Here is a 24,153-nt window from a genome sequence, read left to right as displayed (position 1 = left end):
CGGCATGGACCTGATTCTTGCCAATCCCCGGGGTTTCTGCGCCGGCGTCGATCGCGCCATCGAGATCGTCAACCGCTCGCTGGAACTGTTCGGCGCGCCGATCTACGTGCGCCACGAAGTCGTGCACAACAAGTTCGTTGTCGACGACCTCAAGCAGCGCGGCGCGGTGTTCGTCGAAGAGCTCGACGAAGTGCCCGACGGCGCAACGGTGATCTTCAGCGCCCACGGCGTCTCGCGTGCGGTGCGCGCCGAGGCCGACCGGCGCGGGCTGAAGGTGTTTGACGCGACCTGTCCGCTGGTGACCAAGGTGCACCTGGAAGTCAGCCGCGAGTGCCGCGCCGGCCGCGACATGGTGTTGATCGGCCACGCGGGGCATCCGGAAGTGGAGGGCACCATGGGCCAGTGGAAGGCCAGCGACACCAGCGGCCGGATCTACCTGGTCGAGAACCTGGAGGACGTGGCCACCCTGCAGGTCGAGCAGCCTGAGCACGTCTCCTACACGACCCAGACCACGCTTTCGGTGGATGACACCCGCGCCATCATAAACGCGCTGCGCGAGCGTTTTCCACTGATCCAGGGGCCGAAGAAGGACGACATCTGCTATGCCACCCAGAACCGCCAGGACGCCGTGCGCGACCTCACCCGCGAGTGCGACCTGGTGCTGGTGGTGGGCTCGGTCAACAGCTCCAACTCCAATCGCCTGCGCGAATTGGCCGACCGCGAGGGCGTGGAAGCCCACCTGATCGACGGGGCCGACGAGATCAACCCGGACTGGCTGGTCGGACGCCGCAAGATCGGCATCACGGCGGGCGCCTCCGCGCCGGAGGTGCTGGTGCGGGGCGTCATCGACCGCCTGCGGGAGCTGGGTGCCGACAAGCTGATAGACCTCAAGGGCGAGCCGGAAAACATGGTGTTCGCGCTGCCCAAGGAACTGCGGCCGCTGAAGGCGTAGCGTGCACTGTGCAACCGTCCGCAAAGCACGCGCGCGGCGCACGCCGGTTTGACCCGGTCCAAGCGGACGCCTACAATTCCGCCTCTTTGCCGCAATAGCTCAGTTGGTAGAGCAACTGATTCGTAATCAGTAGGTCGACGGTTCGATTCCGCCTTGCGGCACCAGATGCAAAGCCTCGGCCCCGCCGGGGCTTTTTGCATTTCTGTTCGCGTGGTTGCGTGCGCTCGTGCAGGTGGCCGGAACGGTGGCACTGATGCCGTTTGTGAGGTGACGCATAATCATTTGCGGCACAGCGTGCACTCGGCGCGCCTTTCGGGGAATCGGACATGCAGCATCGCTTCGCGCTGGACACGGCGAACATCGCCATCGTGGGTCTGGGGTATGTCGGCCTGCCGCTGGCGGTGGAATTCGGCAAGCAGTACGACACGGTCGGATTCGACACGCATGCCGGACGGGTGGAAGCCTTGGCTGCCGGCCACGACAGCACGCTGGAAGTGGAACCCGAGTTGCTGGCATCGGCCACCCGGTTGCGCTTCACCACGAGGCTGGATGACATCGCGCCCTGCAATGTCTACATCGTCACCGTGCCTACGCCTATTGACGCCGCAAAGCGGCCCGACCTGGCGCCCCTGATCGCGGCCAGCGAAGCGATTGGCAGCGTGCTGCGCGACGGCGATACCGTGATCTACGAGTCGACCGTGTACCCCGGTTGCACCGAAGAGGTCTGCGTGCCGATCCTGGAACGCTTGTCGGGCTTGCGATTCGCCAGTGAATCCGGCGTTGGAGCTTCGCCTCCGGCTGGCACAGGGGTGTTCTACGCGGGCTACTCACCCGAGCGCATCAACCCCGGCGACAAGGCGCATCGGGTGACCAACATCCTCAAGGTCACTTCGGGTTCCACGCCCGAGGCGGCGGACTTCATCGACGCGCTGTACGCGAGCGTCATCACCGCGGGCACCCACAAGGCCAGCAGCATCAAGGTGGCCGAGGCCGCCAAAGTGATCGAGAACACCCAGCGCGACCTCAACATCGCGCTGGTCAACGATCTTGCGATCCTGTTCAACAAGCTGGGCATCGACACGCTTGAGGTCCTGGAAGCGGCCGGGACGAAATGGAACTTCCTGCCGTTCCGGCCCGGGCTCGTGGGCGGCCATTGCATCAGCGTGGATCCGTATTACCTGACCCATAAAGCCCAGGAAGTCGGCCACCACCCCGACGTCATCCTCGCGGGGCGCCGGACCAACGACGGCATGGGCGCGTATGTGGCCAGCGAAGTGATCCGCCTGCTGGTCCACAAGGGCATCAATCCGGTGCGCGCGCGCATTCTGATCCTCGGACTGGCGTTCAAGGAAAACTGCCCGGACTTGCGCAACACGCGCGTGGTCGACATCGTTGCCGGCCTCAAGGGGTACAACGCCCAGGTCGACATCTGCGACCCCTGGGTCGACGCCGCGCACGCGCTGGAAGAATACGGTTTGGTAATGGTTGCCCCGGAGCACGGCACCTACGATGCGATGATCGTCGCGGTAGGCCATGACGAGTTCCGCGTGCTGGGAGCGGACGGGGTCCGCGCATTTGGCAAGCCCGACTCGGTCATCTATGACGTGAAGTACGTGCTGCCGCGGGAGGCGGTGGACGGTCGGCTGTAGCGGCTCGGCTTTCAAGCCAGGGTCACCGCCAAACTGCGACACAGTTCCATTGCGTATGGAACGTGCTAGCTTGCACCTGCGGGCATCAAGCGCGGCTTTATTGACCGGAGTCCCCCACGTCCGGTCAGCTGCAGGGGCGTCCCGCGCCACTGTTTTTATTGCTACCCATCCGGGAGGGGACACCATGGAAGTAGTTCAGCCAGCACGCGCATTGCTCGCCGTCGCGGTTTTGTCGGCTTTGGCCTCGCTGGCCTCTGCGCCGGCTACGGCGCAGGAAGCCCGCGGGGACGCGCCGGAGCAGCGCGCGACCACGCTTTCGGGCATCACGGTTACCGCGCAAAAGCGCGAGGAAGCGCTGCAGGACGTGCCGATCGTCATCAATGTGCTCGACGAGCAGTTGCTGCAGGACGCGGGCGTGCACGACATCAAGGACATGCAGGTGCTGGTGCCCGGCCTGACGGTGACCAGCACCCAGAGCGCGGCGCAGACCACCGCGCGCATCCGCGGCATCGGCACGGTGGGAGACAACGCCGGGCTGGAGTCCTCGGTTGGCATCGTCATCGACGGCGTGTACCGCTCGCGCAACAGCGTCGGCTTCGGCGACCTGGGCGAGGTGGAGCGCATCGAGGTGCTCAAGGGGCCGCAGGGCACCGTGTTCGGCAAGAACACCTCGGCCGGTGTCATCAACGTCATCACCCGGCGCCCCAGCTACACCCAGAGCGCGGAGGGCGAGATCACCGTCGGCAACTACGGCCTGTTCGGGGTGTCGGGTGCCTACAACGACGCGCTGGGCGAGAGCGCGGCGTTCCGCGTGTTTGCCAGCAAGCGCAAGCGCGACGGCGTGGACGACGTGAAGTTCGGCGCCGGTCCGCGCACGCAGGACGACGACGGCGACCAGAATTACCACACCTTCCGCGGCCAGCTGCTGCTGGAGCCGACCGACAACCTGGCGATCAATTTCGTCGGCGATTTCAGCAGCCGCGAGGAGAACTGCTGCGTCACCGTGACCACCGACCGCGGGCCGACGGCGACGATCATCAACGCGCTGACCCCGGGCGGCGAGGGCGTGATCCCGGTGGTCGACCTGGACCGGCGCCTGGGCTACGCCAACCGCCCGACCACGCAGGACCTGAAGGACAAGGGCGTGGCGATGAACATCGACTGGGTGTCGCCGTGGGCCAACGGCGCGACCATCAGCTCGATCACCTCGATGCGCGACTGGAAGGCCATCAACGGCTTGGACTTCGACTACAGCGCGGCCGACATCCTCTACCGCGCGCCGGACGAGGACGAGTCGCTGACCCAGTTCGAGACCTTCAGCCAGGAACTGCGCATGACCGGTTCCAGCGACCGGGTGGACTGGATGGTCGGGCTGTTCTATTCCGACGAGGACCTGACCCGCAACGACTCCTACCGCTTTGGTCCGGCCTACGAGCCCTATCTGTCCACGCTGGTCGGCAGCCAGGTGCTTGGCGGGGTGGCGGCGCAGCTGGCACCGCTGGGATTGACCGTGGACATGTCCAATCCGGCGCTGTTCCTGTCGCAGGTCAGCGGTCGGCCGTTTGGCACCAACTTCCAGGGCCTGGGCTCGCTGGACGAGCATCGCCAGAACGCCAAGAGCACGGCGATCTTCACCAACAACACCTTCCACGCCACCGACCAGCTGGATATCACCGTGGGCCTGCGTTACACCCACGAAAAGAAGAGCCTGCACACGGTGTACGACAACCCCAACGGCAGCGCGGCGTGCGGCGCGACGCTGGCCAACCCGGCGGCGCGTGTCGCCGGTGCGCTGGCCGGACGCATCAACGGGTTCGGCAGCCTGCCGCCGGCGCTGCAGGGGCAGATCCTGGCAGGCCTGGTGCCGGCGATCGCGCCAACCGTCGCCGGTTACATGTGTCTGCCGTGGGCCAACATCGCCCACGACGGTCGCGACGTGAAGCAGTCACGCACCGAGAAGGAGTGGTCGGGCACGTTCAAACTGGCCTACAAGTGGTCCGACGACGTGATGACCTACGGCTCGGCCGCGCGCGGCTACAAGGCCGGCGGCTTCAACCTGGACCGCGTGCAGTCGGCCAACGGGCTGTCCAGCGGCGTGCAGGGCATCACCCCGGTGGATGACACCTCGTTCCCGGGTGAGTTCGTGGACAGCTACGAGCTGGGCCTGAAGACCAACTGGATGGAGGGCAACCTGCTGTTCAACGCGGCGCTGTTCTACCAGAAGTACAGCGACTTCCAGCTCAACAGTTTCCTGGGCACCAGCTTCGTGGTGCGCTCGATCCCCGAGGTGGTGTCGCAGGGCGTCGAGGCCGACGTGATGTGGCAGACCGCGATGCGCGGGCTGACCATGCAGGGCGGCCTGACCTACGCCCAGACCGAGTACGGCAACGACCTGCTGCCCGACCCGGACCTGGCGCTGCTGCCGGGCAACACCATGAGCTTCGCGCCGCGCTGGTCGGGCAACGCCTCGGTGACGTATGAGTGGGACATGGGCGCCGACCTGCTGGGCCGCTTCAACATCGGCGGCAAGTACATGTCCAAGTTCAACACCGGCTCGGACCTGGACCCGCAGAAGATGCAGGACGGCTTCGGCCTGGTGAATGCACGCCTGGGCCTGGGCCGGCAGGACAAGCGCTGGATGGTCGAGGTGTGGGGCCAGAACCTGACCAACGAGACCTACAAGCAGGTCGGCATCGATGCGCCGATCCAGCCCGGCTCGTGGAACGCGTTCCTGGGCGCGCCGCGGATGTACGGCATGACCCTGCGCGTGCGCTACTGATCTACGGGTAATGCGCCGCCGCCTGCAGCGATGCGGGCGGCGGTTTTTTTTCGCGTGGCTGGGCGCCTCGCACGGACCGATGCTGTCCGACGGTATAGTGCCGCCATGAGCAAAGACGTAACGGATGCGGCACTTGAGGCCCTTGCCCGACAGGTGGGTGAGGCAGCCCGCGCGAACCACCACCGCCTCGCCACGGCGGAGAGTTGCACCGGCGGGTGGATCGCCAAGACCCTGACCGACATACCCGGCTCGTCGCAGTGGTTTGACTGCGGCATGGTTGCCTACAGTTACGAGGCGAAGCAGGCGATGCTGGGCGTGCAGGCGATCACCTTGGAGGAGCACGGTGCGGTCAGCCGGGAGACAGCGATCGAGATGGTGTCGGGCGCGCTGGTGCATTCCGGTGCCAGCCTGGCGGTCGCTGTCACCGGTATCGCTGGCCCGGGCGGCGGGGTGGATGACAAGCCCGTGGGAACCGTGTGGATCGCGTGGAAACGTCGCGGCGGCTACACCACGGCGCTGGTGTTCCACTTTGATGGCGATCGCGAGGCGGTGCGGCGACAGACGGTGGCGACGGCGCTGCACGGGCTGCTGGATCTGGCGGTATAGGTTTTGCCGCTCGCTGACTTGTAACGGGTGAGTGCTTGTTAGTAGTATTACTACTAATGAACGCACTCACCGAAACCCAGCACGCCATTCTTGCCCTGATCGCGGACCGCATCGCGGTCGAAGGCATGCCACCCTCGCAGACCGAGATCGCCCGCGCGATGGGCTTCTCCGGCGTCCGCGCCGCGCAATACCATCTGGAAGCGCTGGAGCAGGCGCGAGCGATCGAGCGCCTGCCGGGCAAGGCGCGCGGACTGCGGTTGACATCCTCCGGCCTGGCGCTGCTGGGCGGCGATGACGACCGCGTAGACGGGGTTGGTTCCGCGGTCGATTCCGCAACCATCCGCTCGCGCGAGGAGGACGCGTTGCTGTTGCCGGTCCTCGGCCGGGTCGCCGCGGGCGCGCCGATTGGCGCCGACCCCAACGTGGACGAGCACGTGCTGCTCGACCGCAACATCTTCTTCCCGTCCCCGGATTACATGCTCAAGGTGCAGGGCGACTCGATGCGCGACGAGGGCATCTTCGATGGTGACCTGATCGGCGTGCACCGCACCCCCGAGGCGCGCAGCGGCGAGATCGTGGTGGCCCGCATCGACGACGAAATCACCGTCAAGCTGCTGAAAATCGGCAAGGACCGGATCCGGCTGCTGCCACGCAACCCGGACTACCAGCCCATCGAGGTCATGCCCGACCAGGACTTCGCCATTGAAGGGCTTTACTGCGGCCTCGTTCGCCGGGGCCGGTAGTGCCGCAGCCTGCGCATTGCCGGTTGTCCGTTGCACGCATGAGGCTATTTCCGACCGCCGTACCGGCGCCGCGCCGATGGCCGACAATGGCCGTCTCACCTAATTTCCCAATCACGGTCGCGGTCGCAGCGTATGCGACGGCCTCCCACTACGCTGGATTCATTCACTGATGGCAACAAGGAAAACCCCAATGGACGAGAACAAAAAGCGCGCTCTTTCCGCGGCCTTGGGCCAGATCGAGAAGCAGTTTGGCAAGGGTTCGGTCATGCGCATGGGCGACCGTGTCGTTGAGGCCGCCGAGGTCATCGGCACCGGTTCGCTGATGCTGGACATCGCGCTCGGCATTGGCGGCCTGCCCAAGGGCCGCGTGGTCGAGATCTACGGTCCGGAGTCCTCCGGCAAGACCACCCTGACGCTGCAGGCGATTGCCGAGTGCCAGAAGATGGGCGGCACCGCCGCCTTCATCGATGCCGAGCACGCCCTCGATCCGACCTACGCCGCCAAGCTGGGCGTGAATGTTGAAGACCTGCTGCTCTCGCAGCCCGACACCGGTGAGCAGGCGCTGGAAATCGCCGACATGCTGGTGCGCTCCGCCGCGGTGGACATCGTGGTGATCGACTCGGTCGCCGCGCTCACCCCACGGGCCGAGATCGAGGGCGAGATGGGCGACCAGTTGCCCGGCCTGCAGGCCCGCCTGATGAGCCAGGCCCTGCGCAAGCTGACCGGCAACATCAAGCGCTCCGGCACCCTGGTGGTCTTCATCAACCAGCTGCGCCACAAGATCGGCCAGATGATGCCGGGCCAGAGCCCGGAGGTGACCACCGGCGGCAACGCGCTGAAGTTCTACGCCTCGGTGCGCCTGGACATCCGTCGTATCGGCGCGGTCAAGAAGGGCGATGAGATCATCGGCAACCAGACCCGCATCAAGGTCGTCAAGAACAAGATGGCGCCGCCGTTCAAGCAGGTCATCACCGAGATCCTCTACGGCGAGGGCATCTCGCGCGAGGGCGAGCTGATCGAGATGGGCCTGGAGGCCAAGCTGGTCGAGCGCGCAGGCGCCTGGTACAGCATGGGCGAGGAGCGCATCGGCCAGGGCAAGGAGAACGCCCGCCAGTACCTCAAGGACAACGTGGAACTGGCCGAGCGCCTGGAGGCCGAGATCCGCAAGCGTCTGGTGCCCATCGAGATCGTCAAGGCGGAAGCCGCGGCGGCGGGTACGGAAGACGAAGAGGATGCCAAGGACGCCAAGGTCGGCAAGCCGGCTAAGGGCGCCAAGGCCGAGGTCTGATCGGGCCGCGTGATCCGATCGATGCAGGGCAATGCAGGACGAAAGCTCCAACGATGAAGGCGGCGGAGGCCTGTTCGATACCGAACCAGGCCGCACGACGGGCCGGCGACGCAAGCGCGAGCCGGCCACACCGCTGCAACGCGCGCTGGGCCTGCTGGCCCGGCGCGAACATTCGCGCAAGGAACTGACCACCAAGCTCACCTCGCGCGGGCTGGACGCGCGCGAGGTCGAGGCGGCGGTGGACAAGCTCGCCGACGCCGGCTGGCAGGATGACAACCGGTTTGCCGAGAGCGTGGTCCGCAACCGCACCGGCAGCGGCTACGGGCCGATCCACATCCGCGCAGAGCTACGCATGCACGGCCTGGACGATGACGCGATCGCCGCGGCGCTGGATACCTTCGAGGGCAGTTGGGTGGAGAACGCCCGCGATCTGGTCACTCGCCGTTATGGCGACGCGATCCACGACGATATCGCGGTGCGCCGCAAGGCCGCCGACACCCTTATGCGGCGGGGATTTTCCGGCGAGGTGGTCCGCGCCGCGACGCGCTTTGATCCGGACGATTCGTTCGGCTGCTGAACCCGTCCCTGATACGCTAAGAGGGTTGCGCGGACCGGCGTCGAGTCCACGCGCCAGCCCTTCGACTTCCCGTGCCAGGCATGAACGCTCCCAAGTCCAGCTCCAACCCGCCCCGTTCCAACCCGCCCAGTTCCAACCAGATCCGCCGCGATTTCCTCGAGTTCTTCCGGGAGCGCGGGCATACGATCGTGCCGTCGGCGTCGCTGATTCCGGCCAATGATCCGACGCTGCTGTTCACCAACTCGGGCATGGTTCAGTTCAAGAACGTGTTTCTGGGCAGCGAGAAGCCCGGTTACGTGCGCGCGGCCGACGTCCAGCGCTGCCTGCGCGCAGGTGGCAAGCACAACGACCTGGACCAGGTCGGTTACACCGCGCGCCACCACACCTTCTTCGAGATGCTCGGCAACTGGTCGTTTGGCGACTATTTCAAGCTTGAGGCCATCAAGTGGGCCTGGGAACTGCTGACCGACGTGTGGGGCCTGGACCCCCAGCGCCTGCTGGTCACCGTGTACCAGACCGATGACGAGGCCTATGCCATCTGGCGCGACGAGATCGGCGTGCCCGAGGACCGCATCATCCGCATCGGCGACAACAAGGGCGCGCCGTTTGCCTCCGACAACTTCTGGCAGATGGCCGACACCGGGCCGTGCGGGCCATGCACCGAGATTTTCTACGACCACGGCGAGCAGCACTTCGGTGGCCCGCCGGGCTCGCCGGATGAGGACGGTGACCGTTTCATCGAGATCTGGAACCTGGTGTTCATGCAGTTCGACCGCCAGCCCGACGGCAGCCTGGCGCCACTGCCGGCGCCCTGCGTGGATACCGGCATGGGCCTGGAGCGGCTGGCCGCGATCCTGCAGGGCAAGCACGGCAACTACGAGATCGATACCTTCCAGCACCTGATTGCCGCCGCTGCACGCCTGACCGCCACGCAGGACCTGGACAACAAATCCCTGCGCGTCATCGCCGACCACATCCGCGCCTGCGCTTTCCTGATCGTGGACGGCGTGTTGCCCTCCAACGAGGGCCGCGGCTACGTGCTGCGCCGGATCATCCGCCGCGCCTTGCGCCACGGCTGGATGCTGGGCCAGAAGCAGCCGTTCTTCCATTCGATGCTGCAGCCGCTGATCGAGACCATGGGCGAGGCGTATCCGGAACTGGAAGCCCAGCGCGGGCTGATCGAGCGTGCGCTGCTGGCCGAGGAAGAGCGTTTCGCCGAGACGCTGGATGCCGGCATGCGGATCTTTGATGAAGTGGCTGCCCGTTCCGGCGGCAGCATTCCCGGCGCCGACGCGTTCCGTCTGTACGACACCTACGGCTTCCCGGTCGACCTCACCGCCGATATCGCGCGCGAGCGGGGACTGACCGTGGACATGGAAGGCTTCGACGCCGCCATGGAGCGTCAGCGCGATACCGCGCGCGCCGCCGGCAAGTTCGGCAACACCGCCACGATGCCGGCCGAGCTGGCGGCGCAACTCTCGCCGACCCGCTTCCTTGGTTACGACTGCGTGGAAGCCGACGGCCTGGAAGTCGTTGGCCTGCTGCGCGACGGCCGCTCCCTGGATCGGATCGAAGCCGGCGAGGAAGCGGTCGTGCTGTTGGCCGACACGCCGTTCTACGCCGAGAGCGGCGGCCAGATGGGCGACGCCGGGCAACTGGCATCAACCCGGTCCATGTTCGGCGTGCGCGATACGGTGAAGTTCGGCGGCCAGTTCCACGGCCACGTGGGAACGCTGCGCAGCGGCGCGCTCAGCGTCGGCGACAAGGTGGACGCGCAGATCGATGCGACCCGCCGTGGCGCGATCGTGCTCAATCACTCCGCCACCCACCTGCTGCATGCCGCGCTGCGCGACGTGCTCGGTACCCACGTCCTGCAGAAGGGCTCGCTGGTGGCCCCGGATCGGCTGCGGTTCGACTTCTCCCACTTCCAGCCGGTGACGGCGGACGAGCTGGCGCTCATCGAGCGCAAGGTCAACGCCGAGATCCGCGCCAACCACGAGGCCGAAGTGCACCAGATGGGTATGCAGGAGGCGCTCGATTTTGGTGCAATGGCGCTGTTCGGCGAGAAGTACGGTGACCAGGTGCGCGTGCTGCGCATGGGGGAGACGTCAACCGAGTTGTGCGGCGGCACCCATGTCAGCCGCACCGGTGACATCGGCGTGTTCAAGATCCTGTCCGAGGGCGGCGTGTCCGCCGGCGTTCGCCGCATCGAGGCGGTGACCGGGCAGGGCGCGCTGGACCACATCGGCGCCGAAGAGAAGCGCCTGCGCGACGCGGCGCACCTGCTGGGTGGCAGTCCTGCGGACATCACCGACAAGGTGCGCAGCGTGCTGGAGCGGCAGAAGAAGCTGGAGCGCGAGCTGGAAGCCGTGAAGGCCAAACTTGCCTCCGGCGCGACCGCGGATCTGGCCGGCTCCGCCGTCGACGTGGACGGCATCAAGGTGCTGGCGGTGCGCCTGGAAGGCTTCGATGCGAGGGCGCTTCGCGATGCGCTTGATCGCCTGCGCCAGCAGCTGGGCGACATGGTGGTGGTGCTCGCGGGCGCGAAGGACGGCAAGGTGAGCCTCGTCGCCGGTGTCAACGGAGCCGCCGCGGACCGGGTCAAGGCCGGCGAATTGCTCTCCCACGTTGCAAAGCAGATCAACGGCAAGGGCGGTGGGCGTCCTGACATGGCCCAGGGTGGCGGCGAAGACCTGCCGACCTTGCCGCATGTGTTGGAAGGCGTTGCCGAGTGGGTCCGCGAGCGACTTTCCTGACCGCGACCTGACTTGCGCCGCGGTGCATGACTTCTTTCCATTGTGACAAGTGTCCGGACAAGTCGATAATTGTCGTTTACCCAGTAGCGACTGTTTTCGGGGTTCCGGGAGCATGGCTTCGGTGCACGATGCACCGGCACAAGGAGAATTTCACAATGCTTATCCTGACGCGACGCGTCGGCGAGACCCTGATGATCGGCGACTCGGTGACGGTCACCGTGCTTGGCGTGAAGGGCAATCAGGTGCGCGTCGGCATCACCGCACCCAAGGACGTCGCGGTTCACCGCGAGGAGATCTACCAGCGCATCCAGCGCGGGGAAGACGCCGACACAGGTGCCGATGCAGAAGTAACAGACCCGGCGGACTGACAAAAAGGTTTGCCGCGGGGGCGATCACCCGTTATGCTTCCCGCCCGCATCAATGATGTGGGCCGCGGAGAGTTGCCCGAGTGGCTGAAGGGGCTCCCCTGCTAAGGGAGTATGGGGGTTAAACTCCATCGAGGGTTCGAATCCCTCACTCTCCGCCAATCTTTGTTTAACACGATCGGTTGGGATTGACGGGTTTTGGATTCATCGTCATAATTCTCCGATTACGCGCCCGTAGCTCAGCTGGATAGAGCACCAGGCTACGAACTTGGGGGTCGGAGGTTCGAATCCTTCCGGGCGCACCAATCAAATACGCGACGACGGTTGAATGCAGTCGCGGACGAAAAAGCCACCTTCGGGTGGCTTTTTTGTTGCCTGTATTCACTGGGTTCAGCGGCTTTCGCTCACCAGCTCTGCCTGCGCGCCGGTCTCCAGTTCCGCCTGCAGGCGCTCGGCCAGACGGATGGCCAGGGCAACGATGGTCAGTGTCGGGAAGGCCCAGCCAGCTGCCGGAAATACCGAGCTGCCGGCGATATGCAGGTTGTCCACGCCGTGCACGCGGCAGTGGCGATCGACGACGCCGCGTCGTGGATCGTCGTCCATGCGGGTGGTGCCCAGGTGATGGGCGGTGCCCGCCAGTGGCGAAGACCCGGCGCCGTCCTTCTCCAGCCAGGGTTCCAGCGTGAACACGCCGTCGCACGACTTGGCGAGCTCCTCGCCAAACAGGGCGGCGGCGGTGCGGTGGGTGCGGTGATCCAGCTCGGTCAGTTGCCAGTCAACGCAGACCTTGCGCTGGCCCAGAGCGTCGAGCTCATCGCTGAGCGTGATCCGGCTGTCCGGGTTCGGCGCCTGCTCGAAGAAACCGATCAGATCGACACGGGTACTGGCGACGGTGGACTTTCGCGACACCTTGCGGATGAAGGCGGTGACGATGTCGGCGCTGCCGCGGGCGGTGCGCAGCGCCAGCCGGGGCAGCCCCTGGCTGGGTGGGGGCCGGAAGATCGACTGCTCGCCGTTGTTGCGGGTCGACAGCCGCCGGGCCAGCTCGGCGCTTTCGTCCTGCGGTTGGGGCTTCAGCGCCGCGCGGAATTCGCGAAGCGCCTGGATGCCTGACGGTACCGTCTCTTCCACGGCAAAAGCGCGCACCCGCGCCGCAAGGACCCGGTGCTTGCGTTGCGCCTGCGGGGACAGGCAGATTTCCGGATGCGACGGAACGTCACTGGACGAAGGGACCCAGTTGTAGGCGCGGGTGAGCGTCTCCGGAGTGTCGGTACGGATCGTCCCCAGCTTGCCACTGGGGTGGTCCATGAAGTAGCGGCCGACGAGGTCGTGCTGGTTGCCCAGGCCATTGGGCATCACGGAGTCCGACAGCAGCAGCAGGCGGGCGTTCTCGATGCCGCCGCACGCCAGGACGTACCGGCGGGCGTGGATCCGGCTGGTTTGCCCGTCGAGTGAGCTGATGCGTGCGGCGAGGACCGAACCGCCGTCGGCGCTGGCCTCCAGTTCGAGCAGGTTGGCGTGCAGCAGGACGTGGACATTGCTTGACTGAGCGAACTGCCGGCCGTATGTCGCGCCGGGTTGTACGGAGCTGACCATGCAGGTGTGGTTGGTCAGCACTTCCGGATCAAACGGCAGGGGGGCGATCCTGGGCTGGTTGCGGAATCCGCCTTCGGCGAGGTCCGCCCCATCAATGCCGCAGAAACCGCAGGCCCGCAGGTAATAGGGCTCCAGTTCGGCATGCGAGACCGGCCAGCCGCTGTGGGTCATCCAGTCACGCGCGTCCATCCCTTCGACGGGGACGCAGCCGCCGCCCCAGAGGCTGCAACTGCCCCCGAACACCCGGATCCTTCCGGTGGCGGGATCAAGGGTCGGGTTGCCGATCGACGTGCCCTCGTACAGGGACTGGTTGCGCTCGGTCGCTTCCATGCCGCCACTTTCTATGACGTAGACCTTTTGCGCGGTGCCGAGGAACTCGCGGGCTATCGCTAGGCCGGCGGCACCCGCCCCGAATATGCACAGATCGGCGTCGACGTGCTGCGGACACGCTCCGTCCCTGAAATCGCTGATCAAGTGGGTGTCCTGGAAGTGGGTCTTCTGGATTAAACGCGGGCGTTGCGTGATCGCGGCCAGCGGGTCGCCCGTGACCGCGTCCCGGCGAGCTTGGCGTTTGTTGAAGGTGTGCCAGCACAGTTGGGGACAGGCCATGAAGCGGACAGCAAGCCCATGAAAGGCATCTCGGCGAGTCGCGCCCGGCGGGTGATCCGGGGGCTGTGGCTGATGGAGCTGGCGATCGTTCTGCTTTGCGTCAACGCGGCCGTCTGGCTGCGCTTTATCGGCGAGCCCGAAGGCCGGGCGATGTTCGTGCAGACGGCACCGTTCCGCACCTTGCTGGTGGCGATGGTGTTGACCGCATCGATGGCCGCCTTTGCCCTGTACAGCGAACACGGCAGGCTCGACCGCAAGGAGTTCGGACTGCGACTGATCGCCTCCTTCGCCTTTGGTGGCATCGCCCTGCTGGTGATCTATTACCTGGTGCCGCGGGCGTACATCGGGCGCGGTGTGCTGTTGCTCGCCCTGATGCTGGGCGTCGTCGCGGTGTACGCGTTCCGCATGTTCACCCGCACCCTGTTTGGCGCGGAGCTGTTCAAGCGGCGCGTGCTCGTGCTGGGAGCGGGCTACAACGCCCAGTTGATCAACACCTGCATGCGCCGGCGCAGTGACCGCGAATCCTTCACCATCGAGGGCTTCGTACCCTTGCCGGGCCAGCCGGTGGTGGTGGCCCAGGAGATGCGGGTGGAGTCGCGCGATGCGCTTTGGGAAACGGTGCGCGCGCGCAACGTGCACGAGATCGTGATAGCACCCGACGAGCGTCGCGGCGGGCTGCCGATGGAGGACATGCTGGCCTGCGCGCAACGGGGCGTGCGGCTGACTGCCTTGCCGGACTTCTTCGAGCGTGAGGCGGGCCTGCTGAATTTGAACGTGGTCGATCCGTCCTCGTTGATCTTCTCCGGCGGGTTCGACCACTCGCTGCCGCGACGGCTGAGCAAGCGCTTCTTCGACCTGCTCGCGGCCAGTGCGTTGCTGCTGGTGGCCTGGCCGGTGATGTTGGTCGTGGCGCTGTGCGTGGGGCTGGAATCGGGCGCGCCCATCCTTTACCGCCAATCCCGGGTGGGCGAGGGCGGACGCAGCTTCGAGCTCGCCAAGTTCCGCAGCATGCGCACCGACGCCGAGGCGGACGGCGTGGCCCGCTGGGCCTCCACCAACGACAACCGGGTCACGCGGGTGGGCGCCTTCATCCGCCTCACGCGCCTGGACGAATTGCCGCAGCTGTTCAACGTCTTGCGCGGCGACATGAGCTTCGTCGGCCCGCGCCCGGAACGGCCGCAATTCGTCGCCCAACTGGATGAGCAGCTTCGCTATTACGCGGTCCGCCATTCGGTGAAGCCCGGGCTGACCGGCTGGGCCCAGCTGCGTTACCCCTACGGCGCTTCGGTGCACGACGCGGGCGAGAAACTCAAGTTCGACCTGTTCTACGTCAAGAACCAGGGCCTGTTGTTCGACCTGATGATCATGCTGCAGACCGTGGAAGTGGTGCTGTTCCGGCGCGGCGCGCGCTAGCCGTTACCCGACACCTCCATCGCAAATGAGCCAACCCGAAAACTGACAAGGAATCGTGCGTGGAAACCGAAAGTCGTGTTGAGCAGTTCGTGTACCTGTCCTTCCCTCCGGCGGTGCCGGGCGAGGAGTACTCGTCCACCCAAAGCCTGATCGAGACCGGGGTGATGGATTCGATGGGTGTGCTGGTGATGGTCACCTGGCTGGAGGAGGAGTTCGGCATCATCGTCGATGACGAGGACGTCATCCCCGAGAACATGGACAGCATCGCCAATCTGGCGGGCTACGTGGACCGCAAGCTGGCCGAGATGAGCGTGGCTGGATGAGTCGTTACGAAGTCCATCTAGCCGATGCGGCGCGTCGTCATCCGGGCAAGACCGCCATCATCTGTGGCGAGCGCGAGATCAGTTACAGCGAGCTTGATCGGGCGGCGGACCGGTTCGCCGGCGCGCTGGCCCGCGACGCGGCCCTGGTCGATGGCGAGCGCTGCGTGGTGTTCATGGACAACCGCATCGAGGTCGCGGTCGGCGTCTTTGGCACGCTGAAGGCCGGCGGGGTCTTCTGCGTCATCAACCCGACCACCAAGGCCGACAAGCTCGCCTTCGTGCTGGCCAATTGCGCGGCATCGGTGCTGGTCACCCAGGCCAGCCGTGTCCGCGTTGCGTTGGAGGCGGCGCATCAGGCACCCAGCGTGCGCAAGGTGGTGGTGGTCAGCGACCCTGCGGCGGTGCTCCCCGCTGACGCGGTGGACTACGAGGATTTTCTGGCATCCGCGCCGGACCGTGCCCTCGCGCCGGTTGGGATCGACATCGACCTGGCGATGCTGGTCTACACCTCCGGCTCCACCGGCCGCCCCAAGGGGGTGATGATGACGCACGCCAACATCGAGCATGCGGCGACATCCATCACCACCTACCTGCAGGCGCGCAGCGAAGACGTGATCCTGAGCGTGCTGCCGCTGTCGTTTGACTACGGCCTGTACCAGCTGCTGATGTGCGTGAAGACGGGCGCGACGCTGGTGCTGGAAAAGTCGTTCGCGTTTCCGCAGAAGGTGCTGCCGTTGCTGGCGTCCCGGCAGGTCACCGGCTTCCCGCTGGTGCCGACCATGGCGGCGCTGATCGTGCAGTTGCGCAACTTCAATCCGCAATGGGCGCGCAGCGTGCGCTTTCTGACCAACACCGCGGCAGCGCTGCCACCGTCCCATATCCTCCAGCTGCAGGAGATTTTTCCGCAGGCGCGCATCTACTCGATGTACGGCATGACCGAGTCCAAGCGCTGCACATGGCTGCCACCGGAGCAGCTGGCCATCCGCCCCGACAGCGTGGGCATCGCTATTCCGGGGACCCAGGTCTGGGTCGCCGACGACGGCGGCAACGCCGTGCCGCCCGGCGTGGTCGGGGAGCTGGTCGTGCGCGGCGGCCACGTGATGCAGGGTTACTGGGACAACGAGGAGGCGACGGCCAGGGTACTCAGGCCCGGCCGCTATCCGTGGGAGAAGGTGCTGCACACCGGTGACCTGTTCCGGATGGATGACGAGGGGTTCCTGTACTTCGTCGGTCGCAAAGACGAGATCCTGAAGTCGCGCGGCGAGAAGGTCAGCCCCAAGGAAGTGGAGAACGTGCTCTACGCGATGCCGGGCATCCGCGAGGCCGCGCTGGTCGGCGTGCCGGACGGGATGCTCGGCCAGTCGTTGAAGGCGATCGTGGTGACCGACGAGCCCGGCATGGATGCGCGGGCGGTTATCGCCCACTGCCGGGCCCATCTGGAGGAGTTCATGGTGCCGCGCGAGGTCGAGTTCCGCGACGCGCTGCCGAAGACGGGCACCGGGAAGATCCGCCGCAGCGTGTTGCAGGCGGAGGCCGAAGGTCGCGTCGTGGCGTCCGAGGTCGAGTAGCGGGCGGTAACGCTGGCGAGGGCCACCGGGGGACGGCTCGTGTTTTTTGACGGTCCGATGGCGCTCTGGAGGCGCCGCCTTATACCGTCTGCGGAAGTGGACCGTAGTCGCCGACTTGCTCTTGCGGGAATGGATCTGACGCGCCCGAGCGATTGTGCGACAGCAGCAAAGTCGACAGGATGCCGACGAAGGCCTGGTTGTCGGCAAAGCCGGTAACCTTGCCTGCGCGCGCCTTGGCAAACAGCCGCGACACTGCCGAGGTATCGAACAGTCCGGTAGCCCGCAGGTGGGCCGGGTCAAACAGCGCTTCCACGTAGTCCAGCGGCTGGCCGTTGACGAAGAAGCTCTGGCTGTCGGGCGCGCGGTAGGGCTGCTTGGTGCGCGAGGCGATATCGGCGGGGAGCAGGTCACCCAGCGCCTTGCGCAGGATCGCCTTCTCGGTGAGCCCCTGGATCTTCCACGCCGGCGGCAGGCGGTTGGCGAACTCGACCACGGTGTGGTCCAGGTAAGGGAAGCGGCCTTCGATCGAATGGGCCGTGGCCGCGCGGTCGCCCTGGCTGGACAGGAGGTAGCCGGCGAGCAGGGTCTTGGCCTCCACGTACTGGTCGCGGGCCAGGGGGGCCCAGGCCATGATGTTTTCCGGCAGGCGCGATTCGGCGAAGGCGAAGGCGTCCCAGTCCCCGGCAGTGGCGCGCAGCTCGGGCGACAGGAATGACAGCGCCCGCTGCGAGGTGGTCCATCGCGGAGCGTGGGCAAACACGGCGCGATCGATGTGCTGCAGTCCCTGGCCGAAGAACGCCGCTGCCAGCGCCGGATTGGCGGCGGGGGAGTTTTCCAGATAGCCGTACAGGCGACCCAGCAGCCTGGGCCGCAATGTGGACTCCGGCTGGCGGGCCCAGAACCGGCGCACCTTGGCTTCCTTGAACAGGTCGTAGCCGCCGAAGACCTCATCGGCGCCTTCGCCGGTAAGCACGACCTTGGTGCCGTGCTTGCGAACCATTTTGGCGAGCAGCATCAGCGGCACGCCGGCGGTACGCAGGACCGGGGTCTCGGTGTGGGCGATAAAGCGCGGGAATGCCGCGCCGATGTCCGCCGATCCCACCTTCAACGTGCTGTGCTCGGTGCCGAGGTGGCGCACCATTGCCTGTTGATGGGCGCTTTCGTCGAATTCGGGCTGGTCGAAGGACACCGAGAAGGTGCGCACGGGATTGTCAGTGAAGCTGCGGATCAGGGCGACGATTCCGGAGGAGTCCAGGCCGCCGCTGAGGTAGGCGCCCACCGGGACGTCGGCGCGCAACTGCAGTCGGATGGCTTCGATCAGGCGCTCGCGCAGTTCGGCGGCGGCCTCATCGATGTTGCGCCATTCGGGCGTCCGCGCGGCTTGCGCGGCGTCGGGGAAATCCCAGTCCCAGTAGCGCCGGAACGTGCTGCGGCCATCGATCTCAACGGTCATCAGATGGCCCGGCGGCAGGCTGTAAACCTCTTCGTAGGCGGTGTCCGGATCCAGCGGTGCCCAATAGTTGAAGGTCTGGATCAGGCCGCGCGGCGACAGCTGCGCTTGCTCGGGCACAACGGCGAACAGGGCCTTCATTTCGGAGGCGAACCACAGCGCGTTGCGGGCGCGGGTGTAGTAGAGCGGCCGGATGCCGAAGCGGTCCCGGGCCAGGACCAGTCGCTGCCGCGTGGCGTCCCACAGCGCGATGGCGAACTGGCCGTTGAGGTGCTGGACGAAGTCATCCCCGTAGCGGTCGTAGAGATGCACGATCACTTCGGTATCGGAGCGCGTATAGAAGCGATGTCCCTTCGCTTCCAGCGCCGCACGCAGCTCGAGGTAGTTGAAGATCTCGCCGTTGAAGACGGTCCACACCGTGCCCCGGCGATTGCGGATCGGTTGCGCGCCGGTCGCGATGTCAATGATCGACAGCCGCGCGTGTGCCAGGCCGATGCCGGCGTCCACATGGAAGCCGAATCCGTCCGGCCCGCGGTGGCGCAGGGTGCGGATCATCGCCTCAAGGGTCGCGCGATCGTGCCCGGCCCCCAGCGGTTGACCCAGGTAGCCTGCAATGCCGCACATGGTCAGGCGAGCCCGAAGCCGGGCGCGAAGATCCGGTCGGCAGGATGGACCCGCGACGTCCGCCGGGGTCTGGCCGTGCATCGGTTCGGCCGACGCGCGGGCTTGTGGGCCCGGGCGTGGGATGCCGTACCCGGATCGGCCACCGGCAGCGGCCGCAGCACCGAGCTGTGCCATTCCACCACCTCGCCGCACTCGAAACGGATCCACGATGGGCCGTAAAACCAGTGTTCTTCATTGTCGGCGTTGATCTCCGGCGCACCCAGCAACGCGGCAACGCTGGCCGCGTCCATGCCCAGTTCGACGACGACCGGGGCGATTTCCGTCGGCGCGCCTGAATCGGTCGATGCATCGTCCGGTGTCCCGGTCGCGTCTATCCCATGGCTGGGGAGCAGGGTGCACAGCGGGATGATCGCCACCAGGCTGAAGACGAGCAGCAGCCAGCGGTTTGGCGGCTCGTAGGGAAGTGCGGGCGACGGGTGCCGGCGGGTGGGTAGGGTCCGCGCCGGTAGCGTCCGCGCAGGAGCTGGCGGCGGCCGGGAGAAACGCGCTCTCGAGTCGGGAGCCGTCCCGGGGAGCCGGTCATGGCGCCGGTGGAAGGCGAGCGCCGCCGCGTAGTCCAGGTTCAATTCCTTGAGCCTCTCCGAACTATCCCGGACGGTTGGGATCCGGTCGGGATGCAGTTCCCGCACCCGGCGTCGGTAGGCCTGCTTGAAGGTCTGCAAGCTGCATCCAGGGTGCACTCCCAACTGCCGGTACAGCTTCAGGAAGTCGGTATCGCCGGTCATAGCGATGGTTCCGTGCTTTCGACGAGGTGCTCGCTGCTGCGGCAGAAAAACTGCGGAAGCGCCGCCATCGCCCGGAACAGGTGGTTTTCCATCCGTGCCGCGACGGCGACGCGGGGGATGTCGTAGCGCGCCGATTGTCGAGTGGCGATGCCGCCGTAGTAGGAGAACGCGAGGCGCACGCCGGCATCCTGCAGGCACTGGCGGGTGCGCTCATCGAACGCATCCGGGCTGCCCACGGGATAGGCGAAGTAGTCCATCGCCTGGCCCAGTTCCGCGCGCAGCCGCGCCGCGCAGCCGGAGATCTCGGCGCGCTGCTGCGTCAGCGAGCGCCTGGACAGGACCGGATGATGGACGGTATGCCCGCCGATGGTCATGCCGTTGGCGGCCATGTCGCGGATCATGGTCCAGTCCATCCAGTGCTTCGCGGCGGGTGCGCTGTTGGAACCGCACCGCGCCTGCTCGCGCAGGCTGCCAAGCAATTTCGCCGCCTCGTCCCCCGGCAGTGCTTTATAGGCACCCAGCAGGGTGCGGATTACCTCGGCCCGCCGGCCGCCTTCCAGCAGCAGGGGGCCGGCTACCCATTCGCCCAGGTCCAGCTGTTCCACGGTGGTGGTGCGGACCAGCATGGCGATCTCGTCCCACCATGGCAGGCGGGGGTCGTCGATGAAGCCGGTGGCGATGAAGAACGCCGCGGGCAGCCGATGGTGGCGCAGCAGTGGATAGGCGAGTTCATAGTTGTCGAGATAGCCGTCGTCAAAGGTAATGGCGACGTGGCGGCTGCCACGCCGTGCCAGGGCGGACTCGATTTCGTCCAGCGCGATGACATCACTGTTGGCCTTGAGGAACGACAGCTGGGAGTCGAACGCGTCGCTGGACGCGCTCCACAGGTCGCGATCGTGGATCGACCGGCTGCCATCGCCGACGCGGTGGTAGTTGAGGATGAGCACGCCTTCCCAGGGCAACGCCCTCGACAGCATCCTGCGCAGGCCAGGCGCTGCCAGCAATCGTGCCGTCTTTGTCTTCTTCCCCATTGCATCCTCCAGGCCATGCGCGACGGTCCGGACCTGCTTCGTGCTGGATTGTCGTCATGGGGAACAACGGCGAAACGCCGGGATACCGGCAACGCCGGCCCGTCCGCGTTTCAACGGCCCCGGGGCGAGGCCGGGAATGCTTGCAATCGCCGTTGTTGAAATCATGCACAAGGCGCAGCGACCCCCGACCCCGCTCCCGTCGCCGTGGCCTGGCAGACGAGGCTGCCACCGCGACGGCCAGCGCGGCAGGGCGGACCGCCGCTTTGCCGCCATGTTGACCGGACTTGCATGCCTCGCCGGTTTGCTCGCGCAGCCGGCTGCCGCCGCGGAATGGTTCGTGTCCACCTCCGGCAGTGACACCACCGGCGATGGCCGGTTGCAGTCGCCGTTCCGCACCATCAAGCACCTGTTGGCGCAAAACGAAGGCATTGCCAAGGCGGGTGACACGATCGTGCTGCGCGGGCCACCGGGAGAGAACACCTACGAGGAATGCGATGTACGCCTGCGGGTGCCGCTGACGCTGCAGTCCTACCCCGGCGAGCGCGCGCATGTGCATTGCGACATCCACACGCCCGACAGCGTGGCCATCCAGATCGACCCGGCCGCGTCGGGCAGCACGCTGAGAAACCTCGAGATCAGCGGGGGCGCCGTCTACGGCGTGATGATGCAGACCAACTGGTCCCAGGGCGATGTCACCGGCAACACCGGTGCGTCCAACATCCTCCTTGAGGACCTGCTGATCCGCGATACCGGCCGTGATGGCATCAAGATCACCCCACAGTCGAACAACGTCACGGTGCGACGCACCGAGATTCGCAACACCGGTGCGATCTATCCGCCGGGCACGCCGACCGAGGACATGAACGCGGACGGCATCGACAACGTCAACGGCTCCTCGATGCTGGTGGAGGACAGCTGGATCCATGAGATCGCGACCACTGGCCTGTACTTCAAGGGTGGCGCCGCGGACGTGGTCATCCAACGCAACCGGATCGAAAACACGGGTGTCGCCGGGATCCTGGTGGGTTTCGACACCAGCCCGGAGTACTTCGATATCGGCAGGAATCCGCGTTACTACGAATCCGTCCGCGGGATCGTGCGCAACAACGTGGTCCGCAACACAGCGTATGCGGGCATCGGGCTGTATGCGGCCAAGGATGCGCTCGTCGCCAACAACACGATCATCGACGCGGGCCGGACCGGCCATGCGGCGCTCTATTTCGGCATCAGTTTCCAGGATTGGGGCTCCCACGCGGGGCGCCCGCCCAGTGTCAATCCGCGCCTGCTCAACAACCTGGTGCGGATGCAGGGCGGTACCTGCATCGAGATCCGGCAGTCGGAGGAGCTGGGCGGGCTGCAGGGCCTGGACGGCTCGCCGGGGAGCAACTGGAACGGCTTCGAGGACGCCGGTTGCCGGTTCGTGGACAACCGGGCCAGGACCGGATTTTTGCCGGCTGCCGCAGGCTCGCTGGCGCAATGGCGCAAGGCCACCGGCTCCGATACCGACAGCGTGCAGGCCGTGTTCCCGCTGGATGACGATGGCAAGCCGCTGGCAGAAAGCCCTGCGGTCGGTGCCGGCACCATCGTGGCGGACATCGGCGATGACATCGAGGGCGTGAAACGGACCCCGCCCTACAGCATTGGCGCGTTCCAGAGCGTCGCACCCGCCGCGGCGGGGGTCGTGCCCATGACCCTGCTTCCAGGGGGAGCGCGACGCGCGACAGCCGCCGGCTCAGCGCTTCTCGCGCTGGCACCATTTTCGGAAGTCCTGCCCACCAGGCAACGCCGCTGGCTTTCCATGGCACCGTGGCTTGCCACCCTGGCGTTGATGCTCGCGGCGATCACCTACGGGGCACTGTTGATCCGCAAGCGCAACGTCACCGGCTGGCTGTGGGCGTACCTGCGCCAGGACTGGCGCGAGCCGGTCGCCGCAGGCACCACCCGGCACCTGCTGTTCTGTTTCGTTGATCATTTTGAGCCCGGCTGGCAGAGCCCGGGCCTGGCGGTGGAGCGCGCCCGTGTCGCGCGCTGGAGCCGGGACCTGCCAACGCTGTGCGCGGGCCATCGTGATGCCGACGGTCGGCCGCCCGTGCACACCTTTTTCTACCCGGAGGAGGAGTACCGGCCCGAACACATCGATGCGCTGGTGGATCTGTGCCGACAGGGACTGGGCGAGATCGAGATCCACCTGCATCACGACAACGACTCCGAGGCCGGCCTGCGGGGGACGCTGTCCGGCTTCACTGAACTGCTTGCCCGACGCCACGACGCGCTGCCGCGCGACCCGTTCTCCGGCCAGCCGCGCTGGGCGTTCATCCACGGCAACTGGGCGCTGGACAACTCGCATCCCAGCGGGCGCCATTGTGGGGTCAGCAACGAGCTGGTCATCCTGCGCGAGCAGGGGTGCTACGCCGATTTCACCCTGCCCGCAGCGCCGGACCCGTGCCAGACGCGCACCATCAACAGCATCTATTACGCCACCGGCGATCCGGCCCGGTCCAAGTCGCATGACACCGGGGTGCGGGTGCGGACCGGCGGGGTCGGCGAAGGCGACCTGATGATCATCCAGGGGCCGCTGGGCTTGCGGTGGAAGGACCGCAAGTTCGGCATCTTTCCGCGCATCGAGAACGCCGATGTACGCGCCGGTGCTCCGCCCACGCGCGAGCGGATCGACGGCTGGGTCAAGACCGGGATCCACGTCGCCGGGCGGCCGGAGTGGATCATCGTCAAGGTGCACACCCACGGCGCCGAGGAGGTGGACATGGACACGCTGCTGGGGAGCGCGATGGATGAGGCGTACGCGTACATGGAGTCGCGCTACAACGATGGCGAGCACTGGAAACTCCACTACGTCAGTGCGCGCGAGACCTACAACATCATCAAGGCGGCCGAGTGCGGGCTGTCCGGGGACCCGGGTGGCTATCGCGATTTCGATATTCCCCGCCCCGCCTACGGCGTTCACCACGTCCAGGAAGCCCGCACCCCGGCTGACGCGGCAGGCACCGAGGAGTGCAATGCCTTCGCCAGCTGACAGCCGAC

Annotated in this window: 17 protein-coding genes and 3 tRNA genes; 16 read left to right on the top strand and 4 right to left on the bottom strand. The window is 66.4% G+C overall.

The genetic code is table 11. The features are described from left to right. Positions 1 to 4: 4 nt before the first annotated feature. The 12 genes from ispH (at position 5) to INQ43_RS08480 (ending at position 12,020) form a co-directional block, all read left to right on the top strand. Entirely contained in the window at positions 5 to 952 is a 948-nt protein-coding gene (ispH, locus tag INQ43_RS08535) for a 4-hydroxy-3-methylbut-2-enyl diphosphate reductase (protein ID WP_194036166.1), read from the top strand. Positions 953 to 1,040: 88 nt separating this feature from the next. Then, positions 1,041 to 1,116 (top strand) — tRNA-Thr (locus INQ43_RS08530). Positions 1,117 to 1,278: 162 nt separating this feature from the next. Beyond that, positions 1,279 to 2,601, top strand: coding sequence for a nucleotide sugar dehydrogenase (locus tag INQ43_RS08525; protein ID WP_194036165.1), 1,323 nt, complete (start codon positions 1,279 to 1,281; stop codon positions 2,599 to 2,601). A 184-nt stretch (positions 2,602 to 2,785) separates the two neighbouring features. Beyond that, the gene (locus INQ43_RS08520; protein WP_194036164.1) at positions 2,786 to 5,380 is read left to right on the top strand and encodes a TonB-dependent receptor; all 2,595 of its coding nucleotides are present in this window, start codon (positions 2,786 to 2,788) and stop codon (positions 5,378 to 5,380) included. A gap of 105 nt (positions 5,381 to 5,485) precedes the next feature. After that, on the top strand, positions 5,486 to 5,986 hold the full coding sequence (locus INQ43_RS08515) for a CinA family protein (protein WP_194036163.1): 501 nt from the start codon (positions 5,486 to 5,488) through the stop codon (positions 5,984 to 5,986). A 56-nt stretch (positions 5,987 to 6,042) separates the two neighbouring features. Then, complete coding sequence (gene lexA / locus INQ43_RS08510) at positions 6,043 to 6,729, top strand: transcriptional repressor LexA (protein WP_194033887.1); 687 nt, start codon at positions 6,043 to 6,045, stop codon at positions 6,727 to 6,729. Positions 6,730 to 6,919: 190 nt separating this feature from the next. Beyond that, positions 6,920 to 8,017, top strand: coding sequence for a recombinase RecA (gene recA, locus INQ43_RS08505; protein ID WP_228062459.1), 1,098 nt, complete (start codon positions 6,920 to 6,922; stop codon positions 8,015 to 8,017). Between the two features lie 31 nt (positions 8,018 to 8,048). Then, a complete protein-coding gene (recX, locus tag INQ43_RS08500; protein ID WP_194033886.1) occupies positions 8,049 to 8,594 on the top strand; it encodes a recombination regulator RecX in 546 nt (181 codons plus the stop codon). Positions 8,595 to 8,674: 80 nt separating this feature from the next. Next, entirely contained in the window at positions 8,675 to 11,350 is a 2,676-nt protein-coding gene (gene alaS / locus INQ43_RS08495; protein WP_194036162.1) for an alanine--tRNA ligase, read from the top strand. Positions 11,351 to 11,505: 155 nt separating this feature from the next. After that, entirely contained in the window at positions 11,506 to 11,718 is a 213-nt protein-coding gene (gene csrA, locus INQ43_RS08490; RefSeq protein ID WP_194033884.1) for a carbon storage regulator CsrA, read from the top strand. 66 nt (positions 11,719 to 11,784) lie between these two features. Further along, a tRNA-Ser gene (locus tag INQ43_RS08485) sits at positions 11,785 to 11,876 on the top strand. Between the two features lie 67 nt (positions 11,877 to 11,943). After that, positions 11,944 to 12,020: transfer RNA gene (locus tag INQ43_RS08480), tRNA-Arg, on the top strand. An 85-nt stretch (positions 12,021 to 12,105) separates the two neighbouring features. Here INQ43_RS08480 and INQ43_RS08475 read toward each other — a convergent pair. Next, complete coding sequence (locus INQ43_RS08475) at positions 12,106 to 13,920, bottom strand: GMC family oxidoreductase (RefSeq protein WP_228062458.1); 1,815 nt, start codon at positions 13,918 to 13,920, stop codon at positions 12,106 to 12,108. Between the two features lie 18 nt (positions 13,921 to 13,938). On the opposite strand from INQ43_RS08475, the gene INQ43_RS08470 reads away from it, so the two are divergent. From INQ43_RS08470 to INQ43_RS08460, 3 genes are read left to right on the top strand one after another with little or no spacing between them, the layout of a single operon-like run. After that, positions 13,939 to 15,333 (top strand): TIGR03013 family XrtA/PEP-CTERM system glycosyltransferase, encoded by a 1,395-nt coding sequence (locus INQ43_RS08470; RefSeq protein ID WP_194036161.1) that lies wholly within the window; start codon positions 13,939 to 13,941, stop codon positions 15,331 to 15,333. A 59-nt stretch (positions 15,334 to 15,392) separates the two neighbouring features. Then, positions 15,393 to 15,656: an acyl carrier protein gene (locus tag INQ43_RS08465; protein ID WP_194033882.1), complete on the top strand. Its 264-nt coding sequence runs from the start codon at positions 15,393 to 15,395 to the stop codon at positions 15,654 to 15,656. Beyond that, the gene (locus INQ43_RS08460; protein WP_194036160.1) at positions 15,653 to 17,224 is read left to right on the top strand and encodes an AMP-binding protein; all 1,572 of its coding nucleotides are present in this window, start codon (positions 15,653 to 15,655) and stop codon (positions 17,222 to 17,224) included. Before INQ43_RS08465 ends, INQ43_RS08460 begins: the two co-directional genes overlap by 4 nt. A 79-nt stretch (positions 17,225 to 17,303) precedes the next feature. Here INQ43_RS08460 and asnB read toward each other — a convergent pair whose 3' ends face one another. The 3 genes from asnB to INQ43_RS08445 are packed head-to-tail and all read right to left on the bottom strand — an operon-like array spanning position 17,304 to position 21,114. Then, a complete protein-coding gene (gene asnB, locus INQ43_RS08455) occupies positions 17,304 to 19,298 on the bottom strand; it encodes an asparagine synthase (glutamine-hydrolyzing) (RefSeq protein ID WP_194036159.1) in 1,995 nt (664 codons plus the stop codon). A 2-nt stretch (positions 19,299 to 19,300) separates the two neighbouring features. Beyond that, complete coding sequence (locus tag INQ43_RS08450; RefSeq protein WP_194036158.1) at positions 19,301 to 20,083, bottom strand: J domain-containing protein; 783 nt, start codon at positions 20,081 to 20,083, stop codon at positions 19,301 to 19,303. Beyond that, a complete protein-coding gene (locus INQ43_RS08445) occupies positions 20,080 to 21,114 on the bottom strand; it encodes a polysaccharide deacetylase family protein (protein ID WP_194036157.1) in 1,035 nt (344 codons plus the stop codon). The genes INQ43_RS08450 and INQ43_RS08445 overlap by 4 nt, the downstream gene beginning before the upstream one ends. A gap of 337 nt (positions 21,115 to 21,451) precedes the next feature. Between INQ43_RS08445 and INQ43_RS08440 the strand changes: the two genes are divergently transcribed. After that, positions 21,452 to 24,145 carry a right-handed parallel beta-helix repeat-containing protein gene (locus INQ43_RS08440; RefSeq protein ID WP_228062457.1) on the top strand — a complete coding sequence of 898 codons (2,694 nt, stop codon included), beginning with the start codon at positions 21,452 to 21,454 and terminating at the stop codon, positions 24,143 to 24,145. Positions 24,146 to 24,153 lie beyond the last annotated feature (8 nt).

The sequence above is a fragment of the Lysobacter sp. H23M47 genome (genome assembly GCF_015209765.1).
Lineage (GTDB): Bacteria > Pseudomonadota > Gammaproteobacteria > Xanthomonadales > Xanthomonadaceae > Novilysobacter > Novilysobacter avium.
The sequence above is the reverse complement of the archived record's forward strand: the minus strand, read 5'-3'. Positions and strand labels throughout refer to the sequence as shown.